Below are 23316 nucleotides of genomic sequence, written 5' to 3'. Positions count from 1 at the left end.
ACCCATGCTCACCACCCTCAAGACCACCTACACCGATACCCGTGCCGCCGATCTCGCCTGGTGTCTGGGGAAGGGTCCCCTTCCCGCGCTGGCCGTGCTCGATCTGCGACTCGCCGACTCCGCCGTCCAATTGCGCCTGCTCGGCGCCTCCCACCAGGTCCTGCTCGAAGAGGAGGCCGGTACGTGCTCGGAGACCGTCGCCTGCATGCCGGGCAGCAGTACCCCGCTGCCGCTGGGCGTCGCCAAGCGCGTCGGGGCGTGGGAGTACGAATTCGCCGCGCGCGTCGAGACGCTTTCGCAGGGGTCCTTCGCGGGGCGCGCACAGGAGTTGCTGGCGCTGGTCGCCGAGCATCCGCACGGCCTCGCCGGAACGTTTCCGGGCAGCCCGCACGCCTTCACCGCGCTGCTCGCCCAGCGGCAGGACGGTCAGGTCAGCTGGCGCACCTGGCACGCCTATCCGCAGGAGGGCCGGCTGGTCGCCACCCGGACCCGGGTGGGCCTGCGCGTGGGCGCGCCGCTCTGAGCGCCGACGGTCCGGCCCCCGAGCGGAATGCCGCCGTCCGCGGGTCAGCTTGTCGGCAGGTCACGCGAATACGCTCGTGTGGGTGACGAAGGGTGGTGAGATCGTGACGTAGCGTTCGCGTCATGATCTACCGCCCGGTGCCCGCGCGACTGCCCGTACCGGCCGGGCTCGGCCGTTTCTCCGTCCTGACCACCGTCTTCGTCTGCGCTGCCTGCGGCCTGGTGTACGAGCTGGAACTGGTCGCCCTGGCCTCGTATTTGATCGGGGATTCCGTCACCCAGGCGTCCGTCGTGCTCTCGGTGATGGTCTTCGCGATGGGCATCGGCTCACTGCTGGCCAAACGGCTGCGGCCGCGCGCCGCGCTGGGCTTCGCGGCCGTCGAGGCCGGGCTCGCGCTGACCGGCGGGCTGTCGGCCATGGCGTTGTACGCGTGCTTCGCCTGGTACGGCCAGACCCGGGTGCCGCTGGTGGGCTTCTCGCTCGTCATCGGGATCCTGATCGGCGCCGAGGTGCCGCTGCTGATGACCCTCATCCAGCGCATCCGGCGCCAGGACGCGGGCGGCGCCGTCGCCGAACTCTTCGCCGCGGACTACGTCGGGGCCCTCGTCGGCGGGCTGGCCTTCCCGTTCCTGCTGCTGCCCATGCTGGGGCAGTTGACGGGCGCGCTGCTGACCGGCGGGGTCAACGCGGTCGCGGGCGGGGCGCTGGTGCTGTGGCTCTTCCGCCGGGACCTGAGCAACCGCTCCCGCTGGGCGCTCGTCGCCCTCAACGGCCTCGTGCTGCTGCTGCTGGCGGCCTGCTCGGTGCTCACCGGCCCGTTCGAGCGGGCCGCCCGGCACGCCGTGTACGGCACGGACATACGGGTCGCGGTGCAGACGCCCGTCCAGGAGTTGGTGCTCACGGGCGGCGGCCGGAGCGGCCGGCCGCTCTCGCTCTTCATGGACGGACGGCTGCGGGTCAGCGGCGGCGACGAACTCCGCTACCACGAAGGGCTCGTGCACCCCGCGATGGACGGACCGCACCGGCGGGTCCTCATCCTCGGCGGCGGCGACGGCCTCGCCCTGCGCGAGGTCCTGCGCTACCCCGGCGTCACCTCGGTGACCGTCGTCGAGCTCGACAAGGACGTGATCCGGCTGGCCCGCACCGACCAGGACCTCGCCGGCCTCAACCACTCCTCCTTCCGCGACCCCAGGGTCCGGGTCGTCGTCGCCGACGCCTTCGGGTGGCTGCGCGGCGGACACGACGACCCGGACCCGTACGACGTGATGGTCTCCGACCTGCCCGACCCCGCCCTCACGCCCAGCACCAAGCTGTACTCCCAGGAGTTCTACGGCCTCGCGGTCCGCCGGCTGGCGCCCGGCGGCCGGCTCGCGATCCATGCCGGCCCGATCGGGACCCGCCCCCGCGTCTTCTGGACGGTGGACGCCACGGTCCGCTCCGTGGGGCTGGACACCGTGGCCTACCGGGTCCACGGCAAGGACGGCGACCCCTCCGGCGGCCTGGACCGCACCACCGCGCGACGGTCGGCCGGGCGGGACGAGGCGGGGGACGGGCGGCCGAAGGCCTGGGGCTTCCTCCTCGCCTCCCGGGAGCCCGTGCGGCTGCGACTGCCGGCCGACCGCCCGTCGTTGCGGACCCTGACCCCGGTGACGCTGACCGCCGCGGGCCGCGCGGCCGGGTACGGCCGCGAGCCGGGGCTGCTGCCGTCGACGCTGATGCACCCGCGCTACGCGGACTGACCGCGCCCCGTCGGCGGGCGCAGCGCCGCCCGGAAGGCGCCGGGTGAGAGACCGGCCCGGTGCTGGAAGAACTTGGAGAAGTTCGCGGCGTCGTCGAAGCCGAGCCGTCCGGCGATCCGGGCCGCCGGCAGCTCGCTGTGCGCGAGCAGCCGCTTGGCCTCCAGCATCACCCGCCGGTCGATGAACTCCTTGGCCCCCACCCCCGAGGCGGTCAGCGTCGCGCGCGACAGGGTGCGGGTGGAGTAGCCGAGCGCACGGGCGTAGTCGGCGACCCGGTGGCGGTCGGCGAAGTCCCGCTCGACGGCCGCGCGGAAGCGCAGGAAGGCATCGCCCGGGGCGGGCACGCCGCTGCCCACCGGGGTCGTCAGATGCGCCAGCCGCAGCACGAGGACCGACAGCAGATGCCGCAGCACATCGGTGTGGACGTCGGCGGGCAGCGCCCCGCCGGTGCGGAAGTCGGCCGCGAGATGCCCCACCGCCCGGAAGACCGCCTCGTGGTCCTCGCCGACGGGCTGCCACAGCACCGGGCGGAACGGATCGTCGGCCACCGCCGCGACGGCCGTGCCGGGGGAGAGGAAGCCGGGCTGGACGAGGACGACGTCCCCCTCGATCCCGGTCACCTCGCCGAACTGCTGCACCTGCCCCGGGCGCACCCACAGCACCGAGCCCGCCTCCAGCCAGTAGCCGGTGAAGTCGACGGTGTGCCCGGCGGAGCCCGAGCGCACGGCGACGATCTGGTGGAAGTCCAGCCGCTGCGGCTTGCCCAGCAGCCCCTCGGGGGCACGGGCGCGCAGCTCGGCGAGGGTCATCACCTCCACGCCCGCGGGGGTGTCGGGCGGGGCCCGGTAGGTCAGCTCGACCACGGGCGGGCGGTCACCGGCGCCTTCGGGCCCCAGGGAGCGGTCGTGTCGCTTTTTCACCATGAGGAGTCCCGAGCGTACATGGTCGGTCCCGTTTGCCGCCTTTAGCGTGGTTGCTACGTACAACAAGGACGGTACGTACGACAACGGACGGTTTGAGGAAAAGACATGCAACGGCAGCTGGTCACCTACGCCTTCGACGCCTACTGCGGCTGGTGTTACGGCTTCGGCCCGACCGTGCGCGCGTTCGCCGAGACGAACGCCGACCGGATCGAGGTGCGGGTGCTCAGCGGTGGGCTGTTCACCGGGCCCCGCGCCAAGCCGGTCGGCGAGTACCCCTACATCCCGCAGGCGGACGCCCGCATCGGGGAGCTGACCGGAGCGGTGTTCGGCGAGGGCTACGCCAAGGCGTTCGCCGAGGGCACCGCCGTGCTCGACTCGGCCGACGCCGCCACGGCCCTCGCCGCGCTGACCCGGCAGGCACCCGAGCGGGCCCTGGAGTTCGCGGGCGCACTCCAGCGCGCCTGGTACGTCGACGGTCGGAGTCTGTCCGACCCGGCCACGCTGCACGCGGTCGCGGCGGGTCAGGGCGGCATCGACCCCGACGCGGTCCTCGCCGCGTACGCCGACCCGGGCACCCGCCGGGCGGCGCGCGAGGAGTTCCGTGAAGTCCGCAGGCTCGGCGTGGAGAGTTTCCCCAGCCTCCTGCTGCACACGCCCGACGGGGTGCGGCGGCTCGGCGGCCCGATGACCACGGCACAGGAACTCACCCACGCCATCGGCGCACGCTGAACCCCCTTCTTCCTTCCCTCCCCCCCCCATCCACTGATCACCATCACCTCTGAGGAGCCCCCCATGGCCAAGATCGCCCTCTTCGGCGCCAACGGAACCATCGGCAGCCGCGTCCTGCGCGAAGCGCTGGACCGCGGTCACCAGGTCACGGCGGTCGTCCGTGACCCCGCGAAGCTCACCGAGCGGCACCCCGCCCTGACGGTCGCCACCGGTGACGTCCTCGACCCGGCCTCCGTCACGGCGGTCGCGGCCGGCCAGGACGTCGTCGTCAGCGCCGTCGGCGGCGGCGACGGCCCCGGTCACATCGCGACCATCGAGCCCGCCGCGAAGTCCCTGGTCGAAGGGGTGCGCGCGGTCGGCGACGCGGCCCCCCGGCTGATCACGGTCGGCGGCGCCGGTTCGCTGCGGACCGCCGACGGCAAGCAGGTCTGGGACGCGGAGGGGCTCCCGGAGTTCCTGCTCCAGATCATGCACGCGCACGGTGACGCGCTGGACTACTACCGCACGGTCACCGATGTCCGCTGGACCAACATCAGCCCCGCCGCGAAGATCGAGCCCGGCGAGCGCAGCGGCACGTACCGCACCGCCCTGGAGGACCTCGTCACGGACGCCGACGGCAACAGCCGGATCTCCGTCGAGGATTACGCGGTCGCGCTCGTCGACGAGATCGAGCAGCCGCGGCACGTGGGTGAACGCTTCACGGTCGCCGACTGACGGATACCGACCGGTGTCGGCCACCGGGCGGTGCCACCGGCGGAAACTTCGGCCGGGGAGGGCCTGGTGAGGGGCCTGATGGGTAGGCTCGCTTGTTATGGAGCATGAGGTGTTCGTTCCGTTCCCCGTCGGCGATGTCCGACGGGTCCTCTCCGACCCCGCGCGCGTCGCCCGCTGCGTCCCCGGCCTCCAGCAGGACGCCGCGGACGCCTCCGACGCCACCGTCGCCGGCCGGCTCCGGCTGCGCATCGGCGGCTCCACCATCACCTACCGGGGCTCGCTGCGGCTGACCGAGCGGGACGGCTCCTTCGAGCTGTCGGGCGAGGGCGTGGAGGTGCGCGGCACCGGCACGGTGACGCTCGCGCTGACCGCGCTGGCGGAGGCCGTGCCGGGCGGTACGCGGCTGACCTGCGCGGCGCGGGTCGACAGCGGGGGACGGCTGGCGGAGTTCGACGCGAAGACCACCCAGACCACGGCCCGCAGGCTGCTGGAGCGGGTCGCGGTGGCGCTGGCGGAGGAGCTGCGGAGGGACGCGGACGGCTCCCCGGCGGCCGACGGGGGCGGCGGCAGTGCCGAGGGCCCGCAGGTGCCGCTGCGGGAGGAGCCCGGTGACCGCCGGGACCTCGACGCCATCGAGGCGATCGACGCCATCGACGAACTCGACGACGAGGACGACGAGGACGAAGACGAGGACGACGCCCCGCCGGCCGAGGCCGCGCACGCCCGCCGCACGATGATCGGCCGTAGCGCGGAGGAGGTCGACCACGCCCCGCCGCGCGGTCGCTATGCCCCCGTCCCCGCCCCCGAGGCGGCGTCCGCCACGGCGGCGGCCCTCCGCTGGGCCGCGCCCGCCGCGGCCGTGGCCCTGGCCTCGGCGGTGGTCGTGGGACGGGCACTGCGCCGCCGCCGCTGATGCCCCTGCCGCGCATGCGGTCCGTCCGGCCCCCGCTGGTCTGCGCGCACGGGCGTCGGCACAGTCGACTCGGCCACGGCCGCCGCCCGACAGGGGGGCCGGGGGATCCTCGCCCTCGTGCCGCCGTCGCGGCGGAAGGGAAATGCCGGGATCTCGCTCGCCGCGAGGCGCTGACGTGTGGCCGGGACCGTACGGATCGGCGGCGGACAGTCCACGAAAGCCTCTAATGTCGGGGTTGTGAGCAACCACGAGACGAGCAAGACGCTGTTGAAGGCCGGGGACGCCGAGCTGGAGGTGGACCCGCGGAACGGATGCCGGCTCACCAGCCTGCGTATCCGCGGGACCGAACTCCTGCGGCAGGGCGACAAGTACGGCGCCTTCCCGATGGTGCCGTGGTGCGGCCGCATCGAGCTGGGGCAGTTCCGCAACGGCGGCGAGCGCCACCAGATGCCCCTCAACGCCGCGCCGCACGCCATCCACGGCACCGGCCGGGACACCGCCTGGCGCACGGTCAGCACGGAAGGGCACTCCGCCGCCTTCACCTACGACCTCGCCGACCCCTGGCCGTACACCGGCCGGGTCACCCAGCTCGTGGAGCTGGCTCCGGATTCGCTGACGCTGACGATGGGCGTCGAGACCTACGACAACTCCTTCCCGGCGCAGGCCGGCTGGCACCCGTGGTTCCTGCGGAACCTCGGCACGGGCAAGGACGTCGAGATCGACTTCCACCCCTCCTGGCAGGAGGAGCGCGGCGAGGACCATCTGCCCACCGGCCGCCGCACGGACCCCCTCCCCGGCCCCTGGGACGACTGCTTCGGGATGCCCGACGGCGTGGACGTCACCCTCACCTGGCCCGGCCTGCTGGAGCTGAAGGTCGCCAGCCGCGCCGAATGGGTCGTCGTCTACGACGAGCAGGACGAGGCCGTCTGCGTCGAGCCGCAGTCCGGACCGCCCAACGGGCTCAACACCCTGCCCCGTCTGGTCACCCCGATCGACCCCCTGGAGATCTCCACGACGTGGAGCTGGCGCTCACTCGCCTAGGGCTGTCCTAAGCTCGTGCGCATGAGCGATGCGCGTGACGCCCTGCTGCAGCAGATCAAGGACAAGGCCGTGGTCCACGGCAAGGTGACCCTCTCCTCCGGCAAGGAGGCCGATTACTACATCGACCTGCGCCGGATCACCCTGGACGCCGAGGCGGCGCCCCTGGTAGGCCAGGTGATGCTGGACGCCACGGCGGACCTCGACTACGACGCGGTCGGCGGACTGACCCTCGGCGCGGACCCGGTCGCGACCTCGATGCTGCACGCCGCCGCCGCGCGAGGCCGCAAGCTCGACGCGTTCGTCGTGCGCAAGGCGCAGAAGGCGCACGGCATGCAGCGCCGCATCGAGGGCCCGGACATCAAGGGCCGCCGGGTGCTGGTCGTCGAGGACACCTCCACCACCGGTGGCTCGCCGCTGACCGCGGTCGAGGCCGCGCGCGAGGCGGGCGCGGAGGTCGTCGCGGTGGCGACGATCGTCGACCGCGGTGCCGCCTCCGCGATCGAAGGCGCCGGTCTGCGCTATGTCACCGGCTATGCCCTCGGCGACCTCGACCTGGGCTGACCTGCGATTTCTTCCGAGTAATGCGCGAAGGGCGCGAGGTTTCACGTGAAACCTCGCGCCCTTCGCGCATCAATGGCCTGTCCACCGTGTGGAGCGAATCGGGGAGTCTGGGAAGATGGGGGCGACGATGAACGTCGCCCCCTAAGGCCAGGCCAGCCACGCCCCCGCACATCACAAGGAGTGGACAGATGCCCATCGCAACCCCCGAGGTCTACAACGAGATGCTCGACCGGGCGAAGGCAGGCAAGTTCGCCTACCCGGCCATCAATGTGACCTCGACGCAGACTCTGCACGCCGCGCTGCGCGGTTTCGCCGAGGCGGAGAGCGACGGCATCATCCAGATCTCCACCGGTGGTGCGGAGTTCCTGGGCGGCCAGTACAGCAAGGACATGGTCTCGGGCGCGGTCGCGCTCGCCGAGTTCGCGCACGTCGTCGCCAAGAAGTACCCGGTGAACATCGCGCTGCACACCGACCACTGCCCGAAGGACAAGCTCGACGGCTACGTCCGTCCGCTGCTCGCCATCTCGCAGGAGCGCGTCGCCGCCGGCCAGAACCCGCTCTTCCAGTCCCACATGTGGGACGGCTCCGCCGAGAAGCTCGACGAGAACCTCGCCATCGCGCAGGAGCTGCTCGCCGAGGCCGTCAAGGCGAAGATCATCCTCGAGGTCGAGATCACCCCGACCGGTGGCGAGGAGGACGGCGTCTCGCACGAGATCAACGACGAGCTCTACACCACCGTCGCCGACGTCGAGCGGACCGCCGAGGCCCTCGGTCTGGGCGAGAAGGGCCGCTACCTGCTGGCCGCCTCCTTCGGCAACGTCCACGGTGTCTACAAGCCGGGCAACGTCGTGCTCCGCCCCGAGCTGCTCCGTGACCTCCAGGACGGCATCGCCGCCAAGTCGGGCAAGAACGACCCGTTCGACTTCGTCTTCCACGGCGGCTCCGGCTCCACGGCGGAGGAGATCCGCACCGCGCTGGAGAACGGCGTCGTGAAGATGAACCTCGACACGGACACGCAGTACGCCTTCACCCGCCCGGTCGCGGACCACATGTTCCGCAACTACGACGCCGTGCTGAAGGTCGACGGCGAGGTCGGCACCAAGTCGAAGTACGACCCGCGCACCTGGGGCAAGCTCGCCGAGGCCGGCATGGCCGAGCGCGTCACCAAGGCCTGTGCCGACCTGCGCGCCACGGGCACGAAGCTGAAGTAAGCGGCCGAGGCCGTAGGACAGGGCCCGGTCCCCCGCTCACGCGGTGGGGCCGGGCCCTGTCCCGTTCCTCCGCCGCGCTGGCCGGGTGCCCGTTGTGCGGGGATGATGCCGGTATGAGCGACCCTTCGCGGGAGCCGGTGACCGAGGAGGGCACCGTCCCGCAGGAGCCCGCCGCCGCCGGCGCCGTACGTCTGGGTACCCCCGTCGGCCGCTGGGTGCTGATGACCGCCGTCCTCGGCTCGGGGATGGCGCTGCTGGACAGCACCGTCGTCAATGTGGCCCTGCCCCGCATCGGCGAAGACCTCGACGCGGACCTGCCCGTCCTCCAGTGGACCGTCAACGGCTACATGCTCACCCTCGCCTCCCTGATCCTGCTGGGCGGCGCCCTGGGGGACCGGTTCGGGCGGCGGCGGGTGTTCGTCATCGGCGTGGTGTGGTTCGCCCTCGCCTCCCTGCTGTGCGGGCTGGCGCCGGACGCCGGGGTGCTGATCGCGGCGCGGGCGCTCCAGGGCATCGGCGGTGCGCTGCTCACCCCCGGCTCGCTGGCGCTGATCCAGGCGGTCTTCCACCCCGACGACCGGGCCGGGGCGGTCGGCGCGTGGTCCGGGCTGGGCGGGGTGGCCGCGGCGGTCGGCCCCTTCGTCGGCGGCTATCTGGTGGACGGGCCGGGCTGGCGCTGGGTGTTCCTGATCAATCTGCCGCTCGCCGCCGTGTGTGTTCCGGTCGCCCTGAAACACGTGCCGGAGACCCGCGACCCCACCGCGCACGGCCGTTTCGACGTGCTCGGCGCGGCCCTGGGGGCGCTGGCCCTCGGCGCGGTGACCTACGCGCTGATCGCCGCCCCCGACAAGGGCGCGTCGCCGTGGGTGATCGGCCCGGCGATCGCCGGGGTGCTGCTGGGCGTGGCGTTCGTCCACGTCGAGGCGCGGCGGCCCGACCCGATGCTGCCGCCGGGGATCTTCTCCAGCCGGATGTTCTCGGCCGTCAACGCGGTCACGGTGTGCGTGTACGCGGCCTTCGGCGGCTTCTTCTTCCTCTCGGTCCTCCAGCTCCAGGTCGTGGTCGGCTGGTCCGCGCTCGCCGCGGGGACCGCGCTGCTGCCCACGACGGTGCTGATGCTGCTGCTGTCGGCCCGCTCGGGCCGGATCGCGACCCGGACCGGGCCCCGCCTCCCGCTGACCGTCGGGCCGCTGCTGTGCGCGGCGGGCATGCTGCTCATGACCCGGGCGGGGCCGGACGCGGTGTACTGGCGGGACGTGCTGCCCGCCCTCGTCGTCCTCGGCCTGGGCATGGTGGTCCTGGTCGCGCCGCTCACCGCGACGGTCCTCGCCTCGGTCGACGTCGCCCGCGCGGGCCTGGCCAGCGGCATCAACAACGCCGCCGCCCGTGCGGCGGGCCTCATCGCGGTCGCCGCGCTGCCGCTGCTCGCGGGCATGGGCCCGGACGTGTACCGCGACCCCGCGGGATTCGACGACACGTTCCGGCGGGCGATGTTCTGGTGCGCGGGCACGCTGGTGGTGGGCTCGGGACTGGCGTGGTGGACGGTCGGCGCGCGTGTGCTGCTGGTTCGGAGGCGGTGCCGACCGGAGACCGCGTACCACTGCGGGGTGTCCTCACCGCCGCTGGACCCGGGGGACGCGGCCACTGCCTCCGGCGGTTCCTGACGCCGACGGCCGGAACGCCTCGCCCGAAGGCGAGGCGTTCCGGCCGATGCGATGTGCGGCTGCCGCGTCAGCCCAGGGTGTTGGCGGCCGTCGGCGAGCTGTCCCGCAGGAACGTCGAGCAGCGCTCGTGCTCCTCGTTCTCGCCGATGGCACCCGCCGCGCGGGCGAGGGCGTGCAGGGCACGCAGGAAGCCGCGGTTCGGCTCGTGCTCGAAGGGCACCGGGCCGTGGCCCTTCCAGCCGCTGCGCCGCAGCGCGTCGAGGCCGCGGTGGTAGCCGGTACGGGCGTACGCGTACGACTCGACGACCCGGCCGCCCTCGAACGCCTCGTCGGCGAGCTGCGCCCACGCGAGCGAGGACGCCGGGTACTTCGCGGCGACCTCGGCGGGGGCCGCCCCGGAGGCGAGCAGCTCACGCGGCTCCGGGTCGTCGGGCAGATGGGTCGGGGGCGGTCCCCCGAGCAGGTTCTCGTGAATCGACATGGCCCCCAGTCTGCCTTGTCGCTGCGCTGGCCGGACCCGGCGGAACGACAGCCCGCGGAAGCCGGCCCCACAGCGGGGGGACGCTCCGCGCAGTGGTTGCTGCGCCCGCGCAGCGGCGCCCGCTGCGGCGCCGCAGCGGGGCAACGCTCCGCGCAGTGGCAACGCCGCGGCACCCGGGCCCGGCGGAACGACAGCCCGCGGAAGGCGGCCCCGTAGCGGGGGGACGCCCCGCGCAGTGGTTGCTGTGCCCGCGCAGCGGCGCCCGCTGCGGCGCCGCAGCGGGCAACGCTCCGCGCAGCGGTTACCGCCCGCGCAGCGGCACCGCAGCGGGACAACGCCCCGCGTAGTGGCAACGCCGCGGCACCCGGGCCCGGCGGAACGGCAGCGTCCTCATATCGGCCCGGACCGGGACGAGCCTCCGTGGAGCGGCAACGTCACCCCTTGCAGAAGGCGCGTCCGGGACGCATGATGCGCGCAGGGGACCGGGGCTCCGATGCCGACAGGAAGGGGCGGACCGCTACCCGGAATGTGTTTTGCCGAGGAGACAGCGATGTCGCAGCCGCAACCTTCCCGCCCCCACGCCCCGCAGGGCCCCGGTACCGGAATCGAGCCGGAGCCCCCGACGGCCCCGAACCTCGACTTCGCGGGGTCCACCCCGTACGAGGACTACGTCCGGGCGTCCGTCCTCACCCACCTCCAGGAGCCGCTCTCCGACGACCCCGGCGAGATGGTCTTCCTCGTCACCACGCAGGTCATGGAGCTGTGGTTCACCGTCATCGTGCACGAGTGGGAGACCGCCTCGAGGGCGCTGCGCGACGACGACCTGCCGACCGCGATGGCCGCGCTCAAGCGCTCCACGTACGAGCTCGAATCGCTCAACGCCTCCTGGAAGCCGCTCGCGCACCTGACGCCGGTCCAGTTCAACGGCTTCCGCGCCGCGCTCGGCGACGGCTCGGGCTTCCAGTCCGCGATGTACCGCCGGCTGGAGTTCCTGCTCGGCGACAAGGCCGCGTCCATGCTGGTCCCGCACCAGGGCACGCCGCAGGTCCACGCCGAGCTGGAGAAGGCGCTGCACGAGCCGAGCCTGTACGACGAGGCGCTGCGCTACCTCGGGCGGCTCGGCCACGCGGTACCGCAGAGCGTCCACGACCGTGACGTCTCCGAGCGGTACGTCCCCGACCCGGCGGTCGAGGAGGTCTGGCAGGCCGTCTACGCGGGCGACCAGAACAGTGACGCCTGCCGGCTGGGCGAGGCCCTGACCGAGGTGGCCGAGCTGGTCTGGCGCTGGCGCAACGACCACCTGGTCGCCACCCGGCGAGCCATGGGCTCGAAGGTGGGCACGGGCGGTTCGGCGGGGGTGGCCTGGCTGGAGCGGCGGGCGACGAAGAACGTCTTCCCCGAGCTGTGGACGGCGCGCAGCCATGTCTGACCTCGACGCCACCACTCCCGACGCCACCACTCCCGACACCATGACGCCCGACGCGACGACCTTCGACGCCATGACCTCCGACGCCGCGGCCCTCGACGCCGCCGACGAACTCCGCGCCAAGCGCGCCGCGTTCGCCCTGGACGACCTCGCCGAGGGCGCCTACCTCGACGGGAACTCCCTCGGCGCCCTGCCCCGCGCCGTCGCCGGCCGGCTCGCCGACGTCGTCGAGCGCGAGTGGGGGCGGCTGCGCATCCGCTCGTGGGACGAGTCCGGGTGGTGGACCGCGCCCGAGCGGGTCGGGGACCGGATCGGCCGGCTCGTCGGGGCCGCGCCCGGCCAGGTCGTCGTGGGCGACTCCACGAGCGTCAACGTCTTCAAGGCCGTCGTCGCCGCCGTCCGCATGGCCGGCGAGGAGCGCGACGAGATCCTCGTGGACGAGGCGACGTTCCCCACCGACGGCTACATCGCCGAGTCCGCGGCCCGGCTGACGGGCCGTACGCTGCGGCCCGTCGCGGCGGGCGACCTGCCCGCCGCCCTCGGCCCGCGCACCGCCGTCGCGCTCGTCAACCACGTCGACTACCGCACCGGCCGCCTGCACGACCTGCCCGGCACGACGGCCGCCGCGCACGCCGCCGGGGCGCTCGTCGTCTGGGACCTGTGCCACAGCGCGGGCGCCCTGCCCGTCGGGCTCGACGCGCACGGCGTGGACCTCGCCGTCGGCTGCACGTACAAGTACCTCAACGGCGGCCCCGGTTCACCCGCGTACCTCTACGTGCGACGCGAACTGCAGGACCGCTTCGACTCGCCGCTGCCCGGCTGGAACTCCCACGCGGACCCCTTCGCCATGGCCCCCGCCTACGCCCCCGCCGAGGGGGCCGCCCGGGGCCGGGTCGGCACGCCCGACATCCTGTCCCTCCTCGCCCTCGAAGCGGCCCTGGACGTGTGGGACGACGTGCGCGTCGAGACCGTACGGGCCAAGAGCCTCGCCCTCACGGACTTCTTCCTGCGCCGCGTCGAGGAGTACGTGCCGAAGGGCCGCCTGGAGTGCCTCACCCCCACCCCGCACGGTGAACGCGGCAGCCAGGTGTCGCTGCGCTGCCCCGACGCGGGCGAGGTGATGGCCGAGCTCGTCCGCCGCGGCGTCGTCGGCGACTTCCGCCGCCCGGACGTCCTGCGCTTCGGCTTCACCCCGCTCTACACCTCCTTCGCCGACGCGGAGCGGGCGGCGCGGGTGCTCGCCGACGTCCTGGCCGAGGTCCCGGGGCCGTGACCGAGGACCTCGACGACGTCGAGTACGCCGCGCTGTGCGGCTTTCCCGACGTACCGCCGGACGAGACCGTCGCGTACGGCGACCACCCCAGCCAGGTGGTCGGCCGCTACGCGGCGGCCCGCCCGACGGGCACCCGCGTGACGCTCCTGCACGGCGGCTTCTGGCGCGAGACCTACGACCGGTGGCACCTCTCGCCGCTGGCCGCCGAGCTGGCCCGGCAGGGCATGGACGTGGCGCTCGTGGAGTACCGCCGGCTCGGCGGGGGCGGCGGCAGGCCGCAGACGTTCGACGACGTCCTGCGGGCCCTTCAGACGCTGGAGGCCCTGGAGGCGCGGTCCCGCCGGCCCGCCGCCCGGCATCTGCTCGTCGGCCACTCGGCGGGCGGCCACCTCGCCCTCTGGGCGGCGTCCGCGCCCGGAAGGCCCGCCGCCCCGGCCGTGGACGGCGTCGTCGCCGTGGCGGCCGTCACGGACCTGGAGCGGGCCGCCGAGCTGCGGCTCAGCGAGGGCGTCGTCGAGGAACTGCTCGACGGGGGCGACGGGCGGGACATCGACCCCGTGCGGTGCCTGCCCGCCCGCGCGCCCGTGACGCTCCTGCACGGCGTCGCGGACCTCGTCGTGCCCGTCGAGTTCTCCCACCGCTACCGCGCCGCCGCCCGTGCGGCCGGTGGCGTGGCCGAGGTCCGCGCCCTCGGTGGCGTCGGTCACTTCGCACCTGTGACTCCCGGCACAGCCGCCTGTGCGGCGCTGCTGGCCGCTCTCACCGGACAACCGCACGTCACAGCCGTGCCGTAGCCGCGTAGTACTTGAGACGGACCCCCACAGATCCGCATCCATGCGGACGCTTTCCGCGAACCCCTTGCCTACGGTTGTTGACGTGACCGACACCTATGAGAGTGCCCCGCGCAATGAGCTGCGGATGGCGAAAGGCGCCCTGAGCGGGCTCCGCGAGGACCTGTTCACCGACGCCTTCGCCTTCCGCCCGCTGCCGCCGCTCGCCGCGGACCACGGCCTGGTCCGCAGGCTGCCGCGGCGCGCCGCGCGCTACACACGGTGGTTCCCGCACGCGACGCTCGTCGGCTTCACCTTCGTCGTCATGATGGCGACCGCCGAACGCGAGGGCGGCCTCTTCGGGCTCTTCACGTCGCTGATGGTCGGCGTGCCGATGATCATGACCCTTTTCCGGCCGGTCGGCGCGTGGTGGCTGTCGGTCGGCGCGATGGTCTTCACCGCGGTGTTCCTGGGGTCCTACGGCTTCGGGCCGTGGTCCCCGGGCGGCTTCTTCTCCCACCTCGCCGTGGTGATGGTCGTGGCGCTGCGGACGCGCCCGCGTACAGCGGCCGAGATGTGGCTGCTCACGGGCATGACGGGGTTCTTCTTCGCGGTGTTCCTGCGGGCGGTCCGCCCGTACGGCAGTGAGTACTTCCTCTCCGATCTGTTCCAGATGATGGTCTTCTCCGGGGTCGTGCTCTTCGTCGTCCTCGCCGTGCGCGGGCTGCGCGAGACCAAGCAGCAGGTCGTCGCGCAGGTGGCCGTCACCGAGGTCGAGCGGTCCCGGCGGACCGTGCTGGAGGAGCGCACGACCATCGCCCGCGAACTCCACGACGTGGTCGCGCACCACATGTCCGTCGTCGCCATCCAGGCCGAGGCCGCCCCCTACCGGGTCCAGGACACCCCGCCCGAGCTGGCCGCCGCCTTCCAGACGATCCGGGAGAACGCCGTCGCCGCGCTGACCGAGCTGCGCCGCGTGCTCGGTGTCGTGCGGTCGGAGAACCCCGACGCCTTCGCCGACCCCGAGGCCCCGCAGCCCACCCTCGCGGCTCTGGACGGGCTGCTGGACAACGTCCGCTCGGCCGGACTGGACGTCGAGCGGGTGACGACGGGCTCGGTGCGGCCCCTGCCGCAGGGCGTGGAGCTCTCCGCGTACCGCATCGTCCAGGAGGCGCTCAGCAACGTGCTGCGCCACGCGCCCGGCGCCAAGGCGCGGGTGGAGATCTCCTACGTCCTCGGCGGTCTCGGCCTGCGGGTCGTCAACGGCCCGCCGAACCGCCTCGCCAAACCCTCCCCGGGCGCCGGGCACGGAGTGCTCGGCATGCGCGAACGCGTCACCATGCTCGGCGGCGAGATGACGGCGGAGGCCACCGACGAGGGCGGCTACGAGATCGCCGCCTTCCTGCCCGTCGCGGTCGGCGAGGCGGCGGCATGACCATCCGTGTGCTGATCGTGGACGACCAGATGATGGTCCGTGAGGGCTTCTCCGTCCTGCTGAACGCCATGCCCGACATCGAGGTCGTCGGCGAGGCCGTGGATGGCCGGCAAGCCGTCGAGCAGGTGGCGGCGCTGCGCCCCGACGTCGTCCTGATGGACATCCGCATGCCCGTGCTCAACGGACTGGAGGCGACCCGCGAGATCGTCGCCGCCGACGAGGGGGCGAAGGTGCTGGTGCTCACCACCTTCGACCTCGACGAGTACGTCTACCAGGCGCTGCGGGCCGGGGCCAGCGGCTTCCTGCTCAAGGACGCCTCGGCCCGCCAGCTCGCCGACGGCGTGCGCGTCGTGGCCGACGGCGAGGCGCTCCTCGCGCCCACGGTCACCAAGCGGCTCATCCAGGAGTTCTCCCGGCTCGGCACGCCCAAGCCGCCCAGCCAGGAGCGGATCGCCGATCTCACCGAGCGCGAGACCGAGGTCCTGGTCCTGGTCGCCCAGGGCCGCTCCAACTCCGAGATCGCCACCCGTCTCGTCGTCGCCGAGTCCACCGTCAAGACGCACGTCAGCCGCATCCTGGTGAAGCTGGGGCTGCGCGACCGCACCCAGGCGGCGGTCTTCGCCTACGAGGCGGGCCTGGTGACGCCGGGCGGGTGAACCCGCCTCAGCGCGGCAGCGTCAGCCGCCACGCCCCCGGCAGGGCCGTCCAGGTGCGGCTGCGGACCGGGCCCTGGCCCACGTCGTCGGCGCGGTAGCGGAAGTCGGGCCCGGAGACCGTGACCGCCCGGGCCCGGGCCCGCACCGGGCGGGCCGAGGAGGGGTGGTGGACCACGACCTCGGCGAGGCCGTCCACGACCGACACCCGCACCCGCTCGACGGGCCGGTCCAGATCCGCCAGCAGCACCCCGTCCGCCTCCACCCGCAGCCGGGTGCAGGACGGCAGCGGATGGCGCGCCGCGGGGCCCGTGAGCAGCGCCAGGGCCGTACGGGCGGTCCGGGCGGCGGGGGACCACCAGCTCTGGTGCCCGCCCGCCGTCAGGGCCTGCCGCCGGGTCACGACCGGCTCGCCGGGACCGTCGGGCCGGCCCAGCCCGCCCCGCCCCTCCGGCCCGCCGTCCGGGTGCTGCGGGCCCGTACCCGCAGCCGGCCCGTCCCCGGCCTCCCCGGGCGCGTACGGGGAGGCTCCGGGTACGTACCCGTCCGGCACGCACACCTCGCCCAGCACCACCCCGTCGCTGTCGTCGACCAGCAGGTCCAGCGGCCGGGGCGTACCGTCCAGCACCGCCCGGGCGGCCGCCACGGGCCCGCGCGGCACGCCGAGCGCGTGGGCCAGCGCGACCGTGTGCGGCGCGCCGACCGGGACCACCGACAGCGCGGATCCGGCCAGCTCCCGCCGCCGGTGCAGCAGGCCCACGACACGCAGCAGCGCGCGGTCGTCGCCGATCACGACCGGGCGCCGGCCACGTCGGGACAGGGCTCTGGAAAGGTCCCCGGGGCCGTCCGTGAGACAAATTTTCGCCACGGCTCCGGCACACAGGACATCCCTCGCGATCCGCACGGATTCGCCGTCCGCGCGCCGTGCGACCGGGTCGATGATCACGAGCAGAGGCTGCCCGGTCGGGTCTGGAGCCGACACCTCGGTCCTTCCTCAGGTAATCTCTCGGTGCAAGAGCCCCTGTCGCTGTTGCGCCAGGGGCTTCGTCTATCCGGGGCACCGGTTCGACGGCTCTAGCGATGGTGCACCCCCGCACAAGGCGGGATTACGCCACCACGCACGTTGGACATGCCCCGCCCGGAAGGGGTGTACGCCTGTGCCCGCACTTGTGCTGCTCGGTGCTCAGTGGGGTGACGAGGGCAAGGGAAAGGCCACCGACCTCCTCGGTGGATCCGTGGACTATGTGGTGCGCTACCAAGGTGGCAACAACGCCGGCCACACGGTCGTCGTCGGCGACCAGAAATACGCGCTGCATCTCCTCCCCTCCGGAATCCTCTCGCCGGGGTGTACCCCGGTGATCGGCAACGGCGTCGTCGTCGACCCGGCGGTCCTGCTCTCCGAGCTGAGCGGACTCAACGAGCGCGGCGTGGACACGTCCAAGCTGCTGCTCAGCGGTAACGCGCATCTGATCACGCCGTACCACACGACCGTCGACAAGGTGACGGAACGCTTCCTCGGCTCGCGGAAGATCGGCACCACGGGCCGCGGTATCGGCCCGACCTACGCGGACAAGATCAACCGCGTCGGCATCCGGGTCCAGGACCTCTACGACGAGTCGATCCTGACCCAGAAGGTCGAGGCTGCCCTCGACTTCAAGAACCAGATCCTCGCGAAGCTCTACAACCGCCGGGCCATCGAGGCCGGCGCGATCGTCGAGGAGCTGCTCACCTACGCCGAGCAGATCAAGCCGTACGTGGCCGACACGACGCTGATCCTCAACAACGCCATCGACGAAGGCAAGGTCGTCCTCTTCGAGGGCGGCCAGGGCACGCTGCTCGACGTCGACCACGGCACGTACCCCTTCGTGACCTCGTCGAACCCGACCGCGGGCGGCGCCTGCACGGGTGCCGGTGTCGGCCCCACGAAGATCAGCCGCGTGATCGGCATCCTCAAGGCGTACACCACGCGCGTCGGCGCCGGCCCGTTCCCGACCGAGCTGTTCGACAAGGACGGCGAGGCGCTGCGGACCATCGGTGGCGAGCGCGGTGTGACCACCGGCCGTGACCGCCGCTGCGGCTGGTTCGACGCGGTCATCGCCCGCTACGCGACCCGCGTCAACGGCCTGACGGACTTCTTCCTCACCAAGCTCGACGTGCTGACGGGCTGGGAGCAGATCCCGGTCTGCGTCGCGTACGAGATCGACGGCAAGCGCGTCGAGGAGCTGCCCTACAGCCAGAGCGACTTCCACCACGCGAAGCCGATCTACGAAATGCTGCCGGGCTGGTCCGAGGACATCACCAAGGCCAAGACCTTCGCCGACCTGCCGAAGAACGCGCAGGCCTACGTGAAGGCGCTGGAGGAGATGTCCGGCGCGCCGATCTCCGCGATCGGCGTCGGCCCGGGCCGTACCGAGACGATCGAGATCAACTCGTTCCTCTCGTGAGGCACGGCTCGTAAGGCACGGCGTTCGCTGTGACAGCGCCCCGGTGGTCCGCCACCGGGGCGCTTCGCGTTTTCCGTCAGCTCCGCTTCGTGTAGACCAGCGGCTCCTTGTCCGTGCCGATGAACATCCGGCGCAGACTGCCGTCCGGGAGCAGGGTCAGCTCGGTGGCCTCGCCCGGCTGGCAGGAGGTGGTGGGCTCGGCGACGGTGACCCGGGACGGGCCGAGCCGCAGCGGGCCGTCGGCGGCCGCGGCCGCGCTCAGGTCGGCGACCCAGGCGCAGCGGTAGACGGTGCCGTATTCGTTCGTGCCGTGGCCGCTGATGTCGGCCACCGTCGTGCCGACGGGCCCCTGCCGCAGGACGATCCGGCGGGTGTTGGCGCCGCCGGCCGTCTGGAAGTCGGACTCCCAGGTGCCGATGAACGCCTGGGGGACCGGACCGGAGGCGGGGGTGGCCTTGGCCGGGCTGGGTGTCGAGGGACCGGCGGAGGCCGAGGGCCCGGAGGTCGAGGAGCCGGGCGTCGTGGTCGGCGAGGTGACCGGGCCGGGGCCGCTGCGTCCCTCGTCGTTCGTCTCCCGGTTCAGCAGGTACACGGTCCCGCCGCCCGCGAGCAGCCCGGCGGTCACCACCGCCGCCAGCACGAAGGGCGCCATGGACCGGCGCCGTTCGGGCGCGGGCGGCGTGGCGTACACCCCGGAGTCGTACGGGCCGGGGCCGTACGGGCCCGGGTGGCCGTGGACGGCCGGGACGGGGACGGCCGGGGGCAGCGGCTGCGCGGCCGGTCCGGCGGTCACGGTCGGCAGGTCCACCGGACGCCCGGCGGGGCGCGGGTCCACCTGGGTCAGGGGGTTGGCGGCGGCGGGGTCCTCGACGTCGAGCAGCCGTACCGCGTGCCGCCCCAGCTGGGCGACGAGGCCGCCGGGCAGCCAGGGTTCCGCCGAGCGCAGATCCGTCAGCAGGTCCTGCACGCCGGTACGCTCCAGGGCCTGCTCGGGCGTGGGGCGGTCGGCGGGGTCCTTGGCGAGGAAGGCGGCTATCAGGGGCCGCAGCGGCTCCGGCACCCCGGTGAGGTCCGGCTCCTCCTGCGCGATGCGGTAGAGCAGGGCGTGGACGCCGCTGTCCGCCGTGCCGAAGGGCATCCGGCCGGTCGCGGCGTAGGCCAGCACCGCGCCGAGGCAGAAGACGTCGCTCGCGGCCGTGACCTTGGCGCCGCGCACCTGCTCGGGCGACATGAAGCCGGGCGAGCCCACAGCCGCGCCGGTGCGGGTGAGGCCGCCGTCGGTGACCGTCTCCAGGGCGCGGGCGATGCCGAAGTCGATGACGCGCGGACCGTCCAGGGTGATCAGGACGTTCGACGGCTTGAGGTCGCGGTGGACGATGCCGGCGGCGTGGACGGCCTGGAGGGCCCGCGCGAGCCCCGCGCCGAGGATGCGGACGGACCGCTCGGGCAGCGGCCCGTAGTCGCGGTCGACGACCTGCCGCAGGGACGGTCCGGCGATGTAGCCGGTGGCGACCCACGGGATGTCCGCCTCGGTGTCCGCGTCGAGCACCGGCGCGGTCCACTCGCCGCCGACCCGCCGCGCCGACTGCACCTCCTGGCGGAAGCGCCTGCGGAACTCCTCCTGGCCGGCCAGCTCCCGCTGGACCAGCTTGACCGCGACCGTACGGCCCCGGTCCGAGCGGGCCAGGTAGACCCGGCCCATGCCGCCCGCGCCCAGCCGGCCGAGCAGCCGGTACGCGCCGAGACTGTGTGGATCTTCTGGCTGCAGACTGTCCATGAGGTCGCCTTCCCCCGGTTCCCCCGATGACCCCCCGGTGTCGTCCGGGGCGCCCTGCCGAGGCCCTTGCTTCGAGACTGCCGCACGCAGCCCTCGCGGGAGAATAGCCGGACACCAAAGAGCCGGGGCCCGCACCGTGAAAGTGCGGGCCCCGGCCCCGGTCTCGCCTGGGATCAGGCGGGAATGATGTTCTCCGCCTGCGGGCCCTTCTGGCCCTGCGTGACGTCGAAGGAGACCTTCTGGCCCTCCTGCAGCTCACGGAAGCCCTGGGTGGCGATGTTCGAGTAGTGGGCGAACACGTCCGGGCCGCCACCCTCCTGCTCGATGAAGCCGAAGCCCTTTTCCGAGTTGAACCACTTCACGGTGCCGTTAGCCACGACGATCTCCTCAATAGATCCCGGTGCCGGAATTCCGCACGGTGCGCAATTCCGTGTCGCGTTGATGTCCCCGTCCGGGCCTATGGCCGTAAACAACAGAGCGCCTGAGGTCACAGACCGTCAGGCGCACACGTTATATGGGTACCAAAACTGCAACTGCAAAGGACCGTAGCACGCCCCCGGCCGTCACAGGGGATTTCCGTATGAGCAATTCTCGGGCGTCGCGGCGAGCCGGTGAACCCGTGCCGAACGGCCGGTGTCCACAACCCGGCAGTATGTCCACGGGCGGCGCGAGAGCCCTACACAGTGCCGGTATCCGCCGCCGTGCCGGGCTTTCTACGCTGGCGGCCCCCGCGTCCCCACCCTGTGAGGCAATCAGCGTGAGCACTCTCCCCGACCCCTCCGCCGGCGCCGCGGTCAAGGCCGCCGACCGCGCGCACGTCTTCCACTCCTGGTCCGCGCAGGGCCTCATCGACCCGCCGGCCGTGGCCGGGGCCGAGGGCGCGTACTTCTGGGACTACGACGGAAACCGCTACCTCGACTTCTCCTCCCAGCTCGTCAACACCAACATCGGCCACCAGCACCCCAAGGTCGTCGCCGCGGTCCAGGAGCAGGCGGGCCGGCTGTGCACGATCGCGCCCGGCTTCGCCGTGGACGTACGGTCCGAGGCCGCGCGACTCGTCGCCGGGCGCACCCCCGGCGACCTCGACAAGATCTTCTTCACCAACGGCGGCGCCGAGGCGGTCGAGAACGCCGTCCGGATGGCCCGCCTGCACACCGGCCGCCCCAAACTGCTGAGCGCCTACCGCTCGTACCACGGGGCGACCGCCGCGGCGATCAATCTGACCGGGGACCCGCGCCGCTGGCCGTCCGACACGGCCTCGGCGGGCGTCGTGCACTTCTGGGGCCCGTACCTCTACCGCTCGCCGTTCCACGCGACGAGCGAGGAGGAGGAGTGCGCGCGGGCCCTCGCGCACCTCGAGGACACCATCGTCTTCGAGGGCCCGCAGACCATCGCGGCGATCATCCTGGAGAGCGTCGTCGGCACCGCCGGCATCCTCGTGCCGCCCGCCGGCTACCTCGCGGGCGTGCGGGAGCTCTGCGACCGCCACGGCATCGTCTTCATCCTGGACGAGGTCATGGCGGGCTTCGGGCGCACGGGCCGCTGGTTCGCCGCCGACCACTGGGGCGTCACCCCCGACCTGCTGACCTTCGCCAAGGGCGTCAACTCCGGCTACGTCCCGCTCGGCGGGGTCGCGATCTCCGCCGAGATCGCCGCCACCTTCGACCGCCGCCCCTACCCCGGCGGCCTCACCTACTCCGGCCACCCGCTCGCCTGCGCCTCCGCCGTCGCCACGATCGAGGCCATGGCCGAGGAGGGCATCGTGGAGCACGCGGCCCACCTCGGGGAGCACGTCCTCGGCCCCGGGCTGCGCGCCCTCGCCGAGCGTCATCCCAGCGTCGGCGAGGTGCGCGGCATGGGCGTCTTCTGGGCGCTGGAGCTGGTCAAGGACCGCACCACCCGGGAACCGCTCGTGCCCTACAACGCGGCGGGCGAGGCGGCGGCCCCCATGAACGCCTTCGCTGCGGCCTGCAAGAAGTCGGGCCTGTGGCCGTTCGTGAACATGAACCGCACCCATGTCGTCCCGCCGTGCACCCTCACCGAGGCCGAGGCACGGGAAGGACTCGCAATCCTGGACGAGGCGCTCACGGTGGCTGATTCCCACACAGTCTGAGGACGCCGTCTGATCCCGATGGTCACCGGTGTGTACCGTTCGTCCTTCCCGCGCGCACATTCGTACGTTCCGCGACGGCCCTCGCCTATCTTGTTGCGAGGGCCGTTCGCACGCGGGCGCGCGGTCAGGGAAGGGGAAACGGACACGATGCCCGGCAGCGATGCTGTCAAACGGACGACGCTGCGCTCACAGATCGCCGACGCCCTGCGCGACGAGGTGATCGCGGGCCGGCTCCCGGCCGGCCGGCAGTTCACCGTCAAGGAGATAGCCGAGCAGTACGGCGTCTCGGCGACCCCGGTCCGCGAGGCGCTGCTCGACCTCTGCTCGCAGGGGCTGCTCGACGTGGAGCTGCACCGGGGCTACCGGGTGCGCGAGTTCACGTACGCCGACTTCCGCGACATGATCGAGGCGCGCACGCTGATCATCGAGGGCATCTTCCGGCACTCCGCCCAGCAGGCGGTGGATTCCGCGACGCCCGAGGCGCTGGCCTCGGTGCGGCGCCGGGCGGAGGAGGCCGGGCGGGCCGCCGCGGCCGGGGACCTCGACATCCTCATCGGCTACGACCTGAGGTTCTGGCGAGAGCTGTGCTGCCTCGTCGGCAACCCCTACATCTCGGACTTCCTGGACCGGGTCCGGGTGCAGGGCTGGATCTTCACGGTGCCGCTGCTGCGCCGGCTGCCCGAGCTGCGCGGCCGGCTGTGGCAGGGCCACGGCGAGTTGGTGGCGGCCGTCACCGACCGGGACGTGGTGGAGGCCCAGCGCCTCATAGCGGCGTACAACGATCATTCCCTGAGCCTGATCGAGCGACTGACCGAATAAGGTCGAAGGCGCTCGATCGAGACCAGCCACAAACGGAACGGGATCCGGAATGAAGATAACGCCGAACTTGCACCCCGCAACCGTCTGAGGGCAGGTCTCGCGATGTC

At 72.9% G+C, this 23316-nt stretch carries 22 protein-coding genes; 17 read left to right on the top strand and 5 right to left on the bottom strand.

Annotation, left to right across the window (positions count from 1 at the left end):
- Positions 1 to 4 precede the first annotated feature (4 nt).
- Both FHS38_RS17965 and FHS38_RS17960 read left to right on the top strand, forming a co-directional pair.
- The gene (locus tag FHS38_RS17965) at positions 5 to 523 is read left to right on the top strand and encodes a DUF2617 family protein (RefSeq protein WP_184734585.1); all 519 of its coding nucleotides are present in this window, start codon (positions 5 to 7) and stop codon (positions 521 to 523) included.
- Between the two features lie 122 nt (positions 524 to 645).
- Entirely contained in the window at positions 646 to 2262 is a 1617-nt protein-coding gene (locus FHS38_RS17960; protein ID WP_184734584.1) for a polyamine aminopropyltransferase, read from the top strand.
- On the opposite strand, the gene FHS38_RS17955 is transcribed toward FHS38_RS17960, so the two are convergent.
- On the bottom strand, positions 2250 to 3185 hold the full coding sequence (locus tag FHS38_RS17955; protein ID WP_184734583.1) for a helix-turn-helix domain-containing protein: 936 nt from the start codon (positions 3183 to 3185) through the stop codon (positions 2250 to 2252). The two genes, FHS38_RS17960 and FHS38_RS17955, sit on opposite strands and share 13 nt — an antisense overlap.
- Positions 3186 to 3290: 105 nt before the next feature.
- On the opposite strand from FHS38_RS17955, the gene FHS38_RS17950 reads away from it, so the two are divergent.
- The 7 genes from FHS38_RS17950 to FHS38_RS17920 all read left to right on the top strand — a co-directional run bounded on the left by FHS38_RS17950 (position 3291) and on the right by FHS38_RS17920 (position 10018).
- Positions 3291 to 3914 carry a DsbA family protein gene (locus FHS38_RS17950; protein ID WP_184734582.1) on the top strand — a complete coding sequence of 208 codons (624 nt, stop codon included), beginning with the start codon at positions 3291 to 3293 and terminating at the stop codon, positions 3912 to 3914.
- Positions 3915 to 3977: 63 nt separating this feature from the next.
- The gene (locus FHS38_RS17945; RefSeq protein WP_184734581.1) at positions 3978 to 4628 is read left to right on the top strand and encodes an NAD(P)-dependent oxidoreductase; all 651 of its coding nucleotides are present in this window, start codon (positions 3978 to 3980) and stop codon (positions 4626 to 4628) included.
- A 97-nt stretch (positions 4629 to 4725) separates the two neighbouring features.
- Entirely contained in the window at positions 4726 to 5541 is an 816-nt protein-coding gene (locus FHS38_RS17940; protein WP_184734580.1) for an SRPBCC domain-containing protein, read from the top strand.
- A 237-nt stretch (positions 5542 to 5778) separates the two neighbouring features.
- Complete coding sequence (locus tag FHS38_RS17935; RefSeq protein ID WP_184734579.1) at positions 5779 to 6582, top strand: aldose epimerase family protein; 804 nt, start codon at positions 5779 to 5781, stop codon at positions 6580 to 6582.
- Positions 6583 to 6603: 21 nt separating this feature from the next.
- Positions 6604 to 7143, top strand: a complete 540-nt coding sequence (gene pyrE / locus FHS38_RS17930; protein ID WP_130878728.1) for an orotate phosphoribosyltransferase — start codon at positions 6604 to 6606, stop codon at positions 7141 to 7143.
- 188 nt (positions 7144 to 7331) lie between these two features.
- Complete coding sequence (gene fbaA / locus FHS38_RS17925) at positions 7332 to 8354, top strand: class II fructose-bisphosphate aldolase (RefSeq protein WP_184734578.1); 1023 nt, start codon at positions 7332 to 7334, stop codon at positions 8352 to 8354.
- Between the two features lie 113 nt (positions 8355 to 8467).
- The gene (locus FHS38_RS17920) at positions 8468 to 10018 is read left to right on the top strand and encodes an MFS transporter (protein WP_184734577.1); all 1551 of its coding nucleotides are present in this window, start codon (positions 8468 to 8470) and stop codon (positions 10016 to 10018) included.
- A gap of 67 nt (positions 10019 to 10085) precedes the next feature.
- Here the strand turns inward: FHS38_RS17920 and FHS38_RS17915 are convergent, their stop codons facing one another.
- On the bottom strand, positions 10086 to 10499 hold the full coding sequence (locus tag FHS38_RS17915) for a DUF3151 domain-containing protein (RefSeq protein WP_184734576.1): 414 nt from the start codon (positions 10497 to 10499) through the stop codon (positions 10086 to 10088).
- A 550-nt stretch (positions 10500 to 11049) separates the two neighbouring features.
- On the opposite strand from FHS38_RS17915, the gene FHS38_RS17910 reads away from it, so the two are divergent.
- The 5 genes from FHS38_RS17910 to FHS38_RS17890 all read left to right on the top strand — a co-directional run bounded on the left by FHS38_RS17910 (position 11050) and on the right by FHS38_RS17890 (position 16059).
- On the top strand, positions 11050 to 11928 hold the full coding sequence (locus tag FHS38_RS17910) for a tryptophan 2,3-dioxygenase family protein (protein WP_184734575.1): 879 nt from the start codon (positions 11050 to 11052) through the stop codon (positions 11926 to 11928).
- A 40-nt stretch (positions 11929 to 11968) separates the two neighbouring features.
- Positions 11969 to 13198, top strand: coding sequence for a kynureninase (kynU, locus tag FHS38_RS17905; protein WP_229822700.1), 1230 nt, complete (start codon positions 11969 to 11971; stop codon positions 13196 to 13198).
- Positions 13195 to 13992 carry an alpha/beta fold hydrolase gene (locus tag FHS38_RS17900; protein WP_184734573.1) on the top strand — a complete coding sequence of 266 codons (798 nt, stop codon included), beginning with the start codon at positions 13195 to 13197 and terminating at the stop codon, positions 13990 to 13992. The genes kynU and FHS38_RS17900 overlap by 4 nt, the downstream gene beginning before the upstream one ends.
- Before the next feature lie 124 nt (positions 13993 to 14116).
- Positions 14117 to 15403, top strand: coding sequence for a sensor histidine kinase (locus tag FHS38_RS17895; protein ID WP_184735040.1), 1287 nt, complete (start codon positions 14117 to 14119; stop codon positions 15401 to 15403).
- Complete coding sequence (locus tag FHS38_RS17890; protein WP_184734572.1) at positions 15400 to 16059, top strand: response regulator; 660 nt, start codon at positions 15400 to 15402, stop codon at positions 16057 to 16059. The genes FHS38_RS17895 and FHS38_RS17890 overlap by 4 nt, the downstream gene beginning before the upstream one ends.
- 7 nt (positions 16060 to 16066) lie before the next feature.
- On the opposite strand, the gene FHS38_RS17885 is transcribed toward FHS38_RS17890, so the two are convergent.
- On the bottom strand, positions 16067 to 17038 hold the full coding sequence (locus FHS38_RS17885) for a diacylglycerol kinase family protein (protein WP_373301841.1): 972 nt from the start codon (positions 17036 to 17038) through the stop codon (positions 16067 to 16069).
- A gap of 175 nt (positions 17039 to 17213) precedes the next feature.
- Between FHS38_RS17885 and FHS38_RS17880 the strand changes: the two genes are divergently transcribed.
- Positions 17214 to 18500 (top strand): adenylosuccinate synthase, encoded by a 1287-nt coding sequence (locus FHS38_RS17880; RefSeq protein WP_130878736.1) that lies wholly within the window; start codon positions 17214 to 17216, stop codon positions 18498 to 18500.
- A gap of 76 nt (positions 18501 to 18576) precedes the next feature.
- Here FHS38_RS17880 and FHS38_RS17875 read toward each other — a convergent pair whose 3' ends face one another.
- Positions 18577 to 20277 (bottom strand): serine/threonine-protein kinase, encoded by a 1701-nt coding sequence (locus tag FHS38_RS17875; protein WP_184734570.1) that lies wholly within the window; start codon positions 20275 to 20277, stop codon positions 18577 to 18579.
- Between the two features lie 173 nt (positions 20278 to 20450).
- Positions 20451 to 20654 (bottom strand): cold-shock protein, encoded by a 204-nt coding sequence (locus FHS38_RS17870; RefSeq protein WP_184734569.1) that lies wholly within the window; start codon positions 20652 to 20654, stop codon positions 20451 to 20453.
- A gap of 380 nt (positions 20655 to 21034) precedes the next feature.
- Here FHS38_RS17870 and FHS38_RS17865 point away from each other — a divergent pair, with 380 nt between their 5' ends.
- Both FHS38_RS17865 and FHS38_RS17860 read left to right on the top strand, forming a co-directional pair.
- Complete coding sequence (locus tag FHS38_RS17865; RefSeq protein WP_229822680.1) at positions 21035 to 22390, top strand: aspartate aminotransferase family protein; 1356 nt, start codon at positions 21035 to 21037, stop codon at positions 22388 to 22390.
- 147 nt (positions 22391 to 22537) lie between these two features.
- On the top strand, positions 22538 to 23209 hold the full coding sequence (locus FHS38_RS17860) for a GntR family transcriptional regulator (protein WP_184734567.1): 672 nt from the start codon (positions 22538 to 22540) through the stop codon (positions 23207 to 23209).
- Positions 23210 to 23316 lie beyond the last annotated feature (107 nt).

Source organism: Streptomyces netropsis, from assembly GCF_014203545.1.
GTDB lineage: Bacteria > Actinomycetota > Actinomycetes > Streptomycetales > Streptomycetaceae > Streptomyces > Streptomyces netropsis.
The sequence above is the reverse complement of the archived record's forward strand: the minus strand, read 5'-3'. Positions and strand labels throughout refer to the sequence as shown.

Excerpts from the sequence above, each read along its gene's own strand:
- FHS38_RS17875 (WP_184734570.1), bottom strand. The coding sequence starts at position 20,277 with ATGGACAGTCTGCAGCCAGAAGATCCACACAGTCTCGGCGCGTACCGG.
- FHS38_RS17950 (WP_184734582.1), top strand. The coding sequence starts at position 3,291 with ATGCAACGGCAGCTGGTCACCTACGCCTTCGACGCCTACTGCGGCTGG.
- kynU (WP_229822700.1), top strand. The coding sequence starts at position 11,969 with ATGACGCCCGACGCGACGACCTTCGACGCCATGACCTCCGACGCCGCG.
- pyrE (WP_130878728.1), top strand. The coding sequence starts at position 6,604 with ATGAGCGATGCGCGTGACGCCCTGCTGCAGCAGATCAAGGACAAGGCC.
- FHS38_RS17890 (WP_184734572.1), top strand. The coding sequence starts at position 15,400 with ATGACCATCCGTGTGCTGATCGTGGACGACCAGATGATGGTCCGTGAG.
- FHS38_RS17955 (WP_184734583.1), bottom strand. The coding sequence starts at position 3,185 with ATGGTGAAAAAGCGACACGACCGCTCCCTGGGGCCCGAAGGCGCCGGT.
- FHS38_RS17920 (WP_184734577.1), top strand. The coding sequence starts at position 8,468 with ATGAGCGACCCTTCGCGGGAGCCGGTGACCGAGGAGGGCACCGTCCCG.
- FHS38_RS17940 (WP_184734580.1), top strand. The coding sequence starts at position 4,726 with ATGGAGCATGAGGTGTTCGTTCCGTTCCCCGTCGGCGATGTCCGACGG.
- FHS38_RS17910 (WP_184734575.1), top strand. The coding sequence starts at position 11,050 with ATGTCGCAGCCGCAACCTTCCCGCCCCCACGCCCCGCAGGGCCCCGGT.
- FHS38_RS17860 (WP_184734567.1), top strand. The coding sequence starts at position 22,538 with ATGCCCGGCAGCGATGCTGTCAAACGGACGACGCTGCGCTCACAGATC.
- FHS38_RS17965 (WP_184734585.1), top strand. The coding sequence starts at position 5 with ATGCTCACCACCCTCAAGACCACCTACACCGATACCCGTGCCGCCGAT.
- FHS38_RS17895 (WP_184735040.1), top strand. The coding sequence starts at position 14,117 with ATGGCGAAAGGCGCCCTGAGCGGGCTCCGCGAGGACCTGTTCACCGAC.
- FHS38_RS17960 (WP_184734584.1), top strand. The coding sequence starts at position 646 with ATGATCTACCGCCCGGTGCCCGCGCGACTGCCCGTACCGGCCGGGCTC.
- fbaA (WP_184734578.1), top strand. The coding sequence starts at position 7,332 with ATGCCCATCGCAACCCCCGAGGTCTACAACGAGATGCTCGACCGGGCG.
- FHS38_RS17945 (WP_184734581.1), top strand. The coding sequence starts at position 3,978 with ATGGCCAAGATCGCCCTCTTCGGCGCCAACGGAACCATCGGCAGCCGC.
- FHS38_RS17915 (WP_184734576.1), bottom strand. The coding sequence starts at position 10,499 with ATGTCGATTCACGAGAACCTGCTCGGGGGACCGCCCCCGACCCATCTG.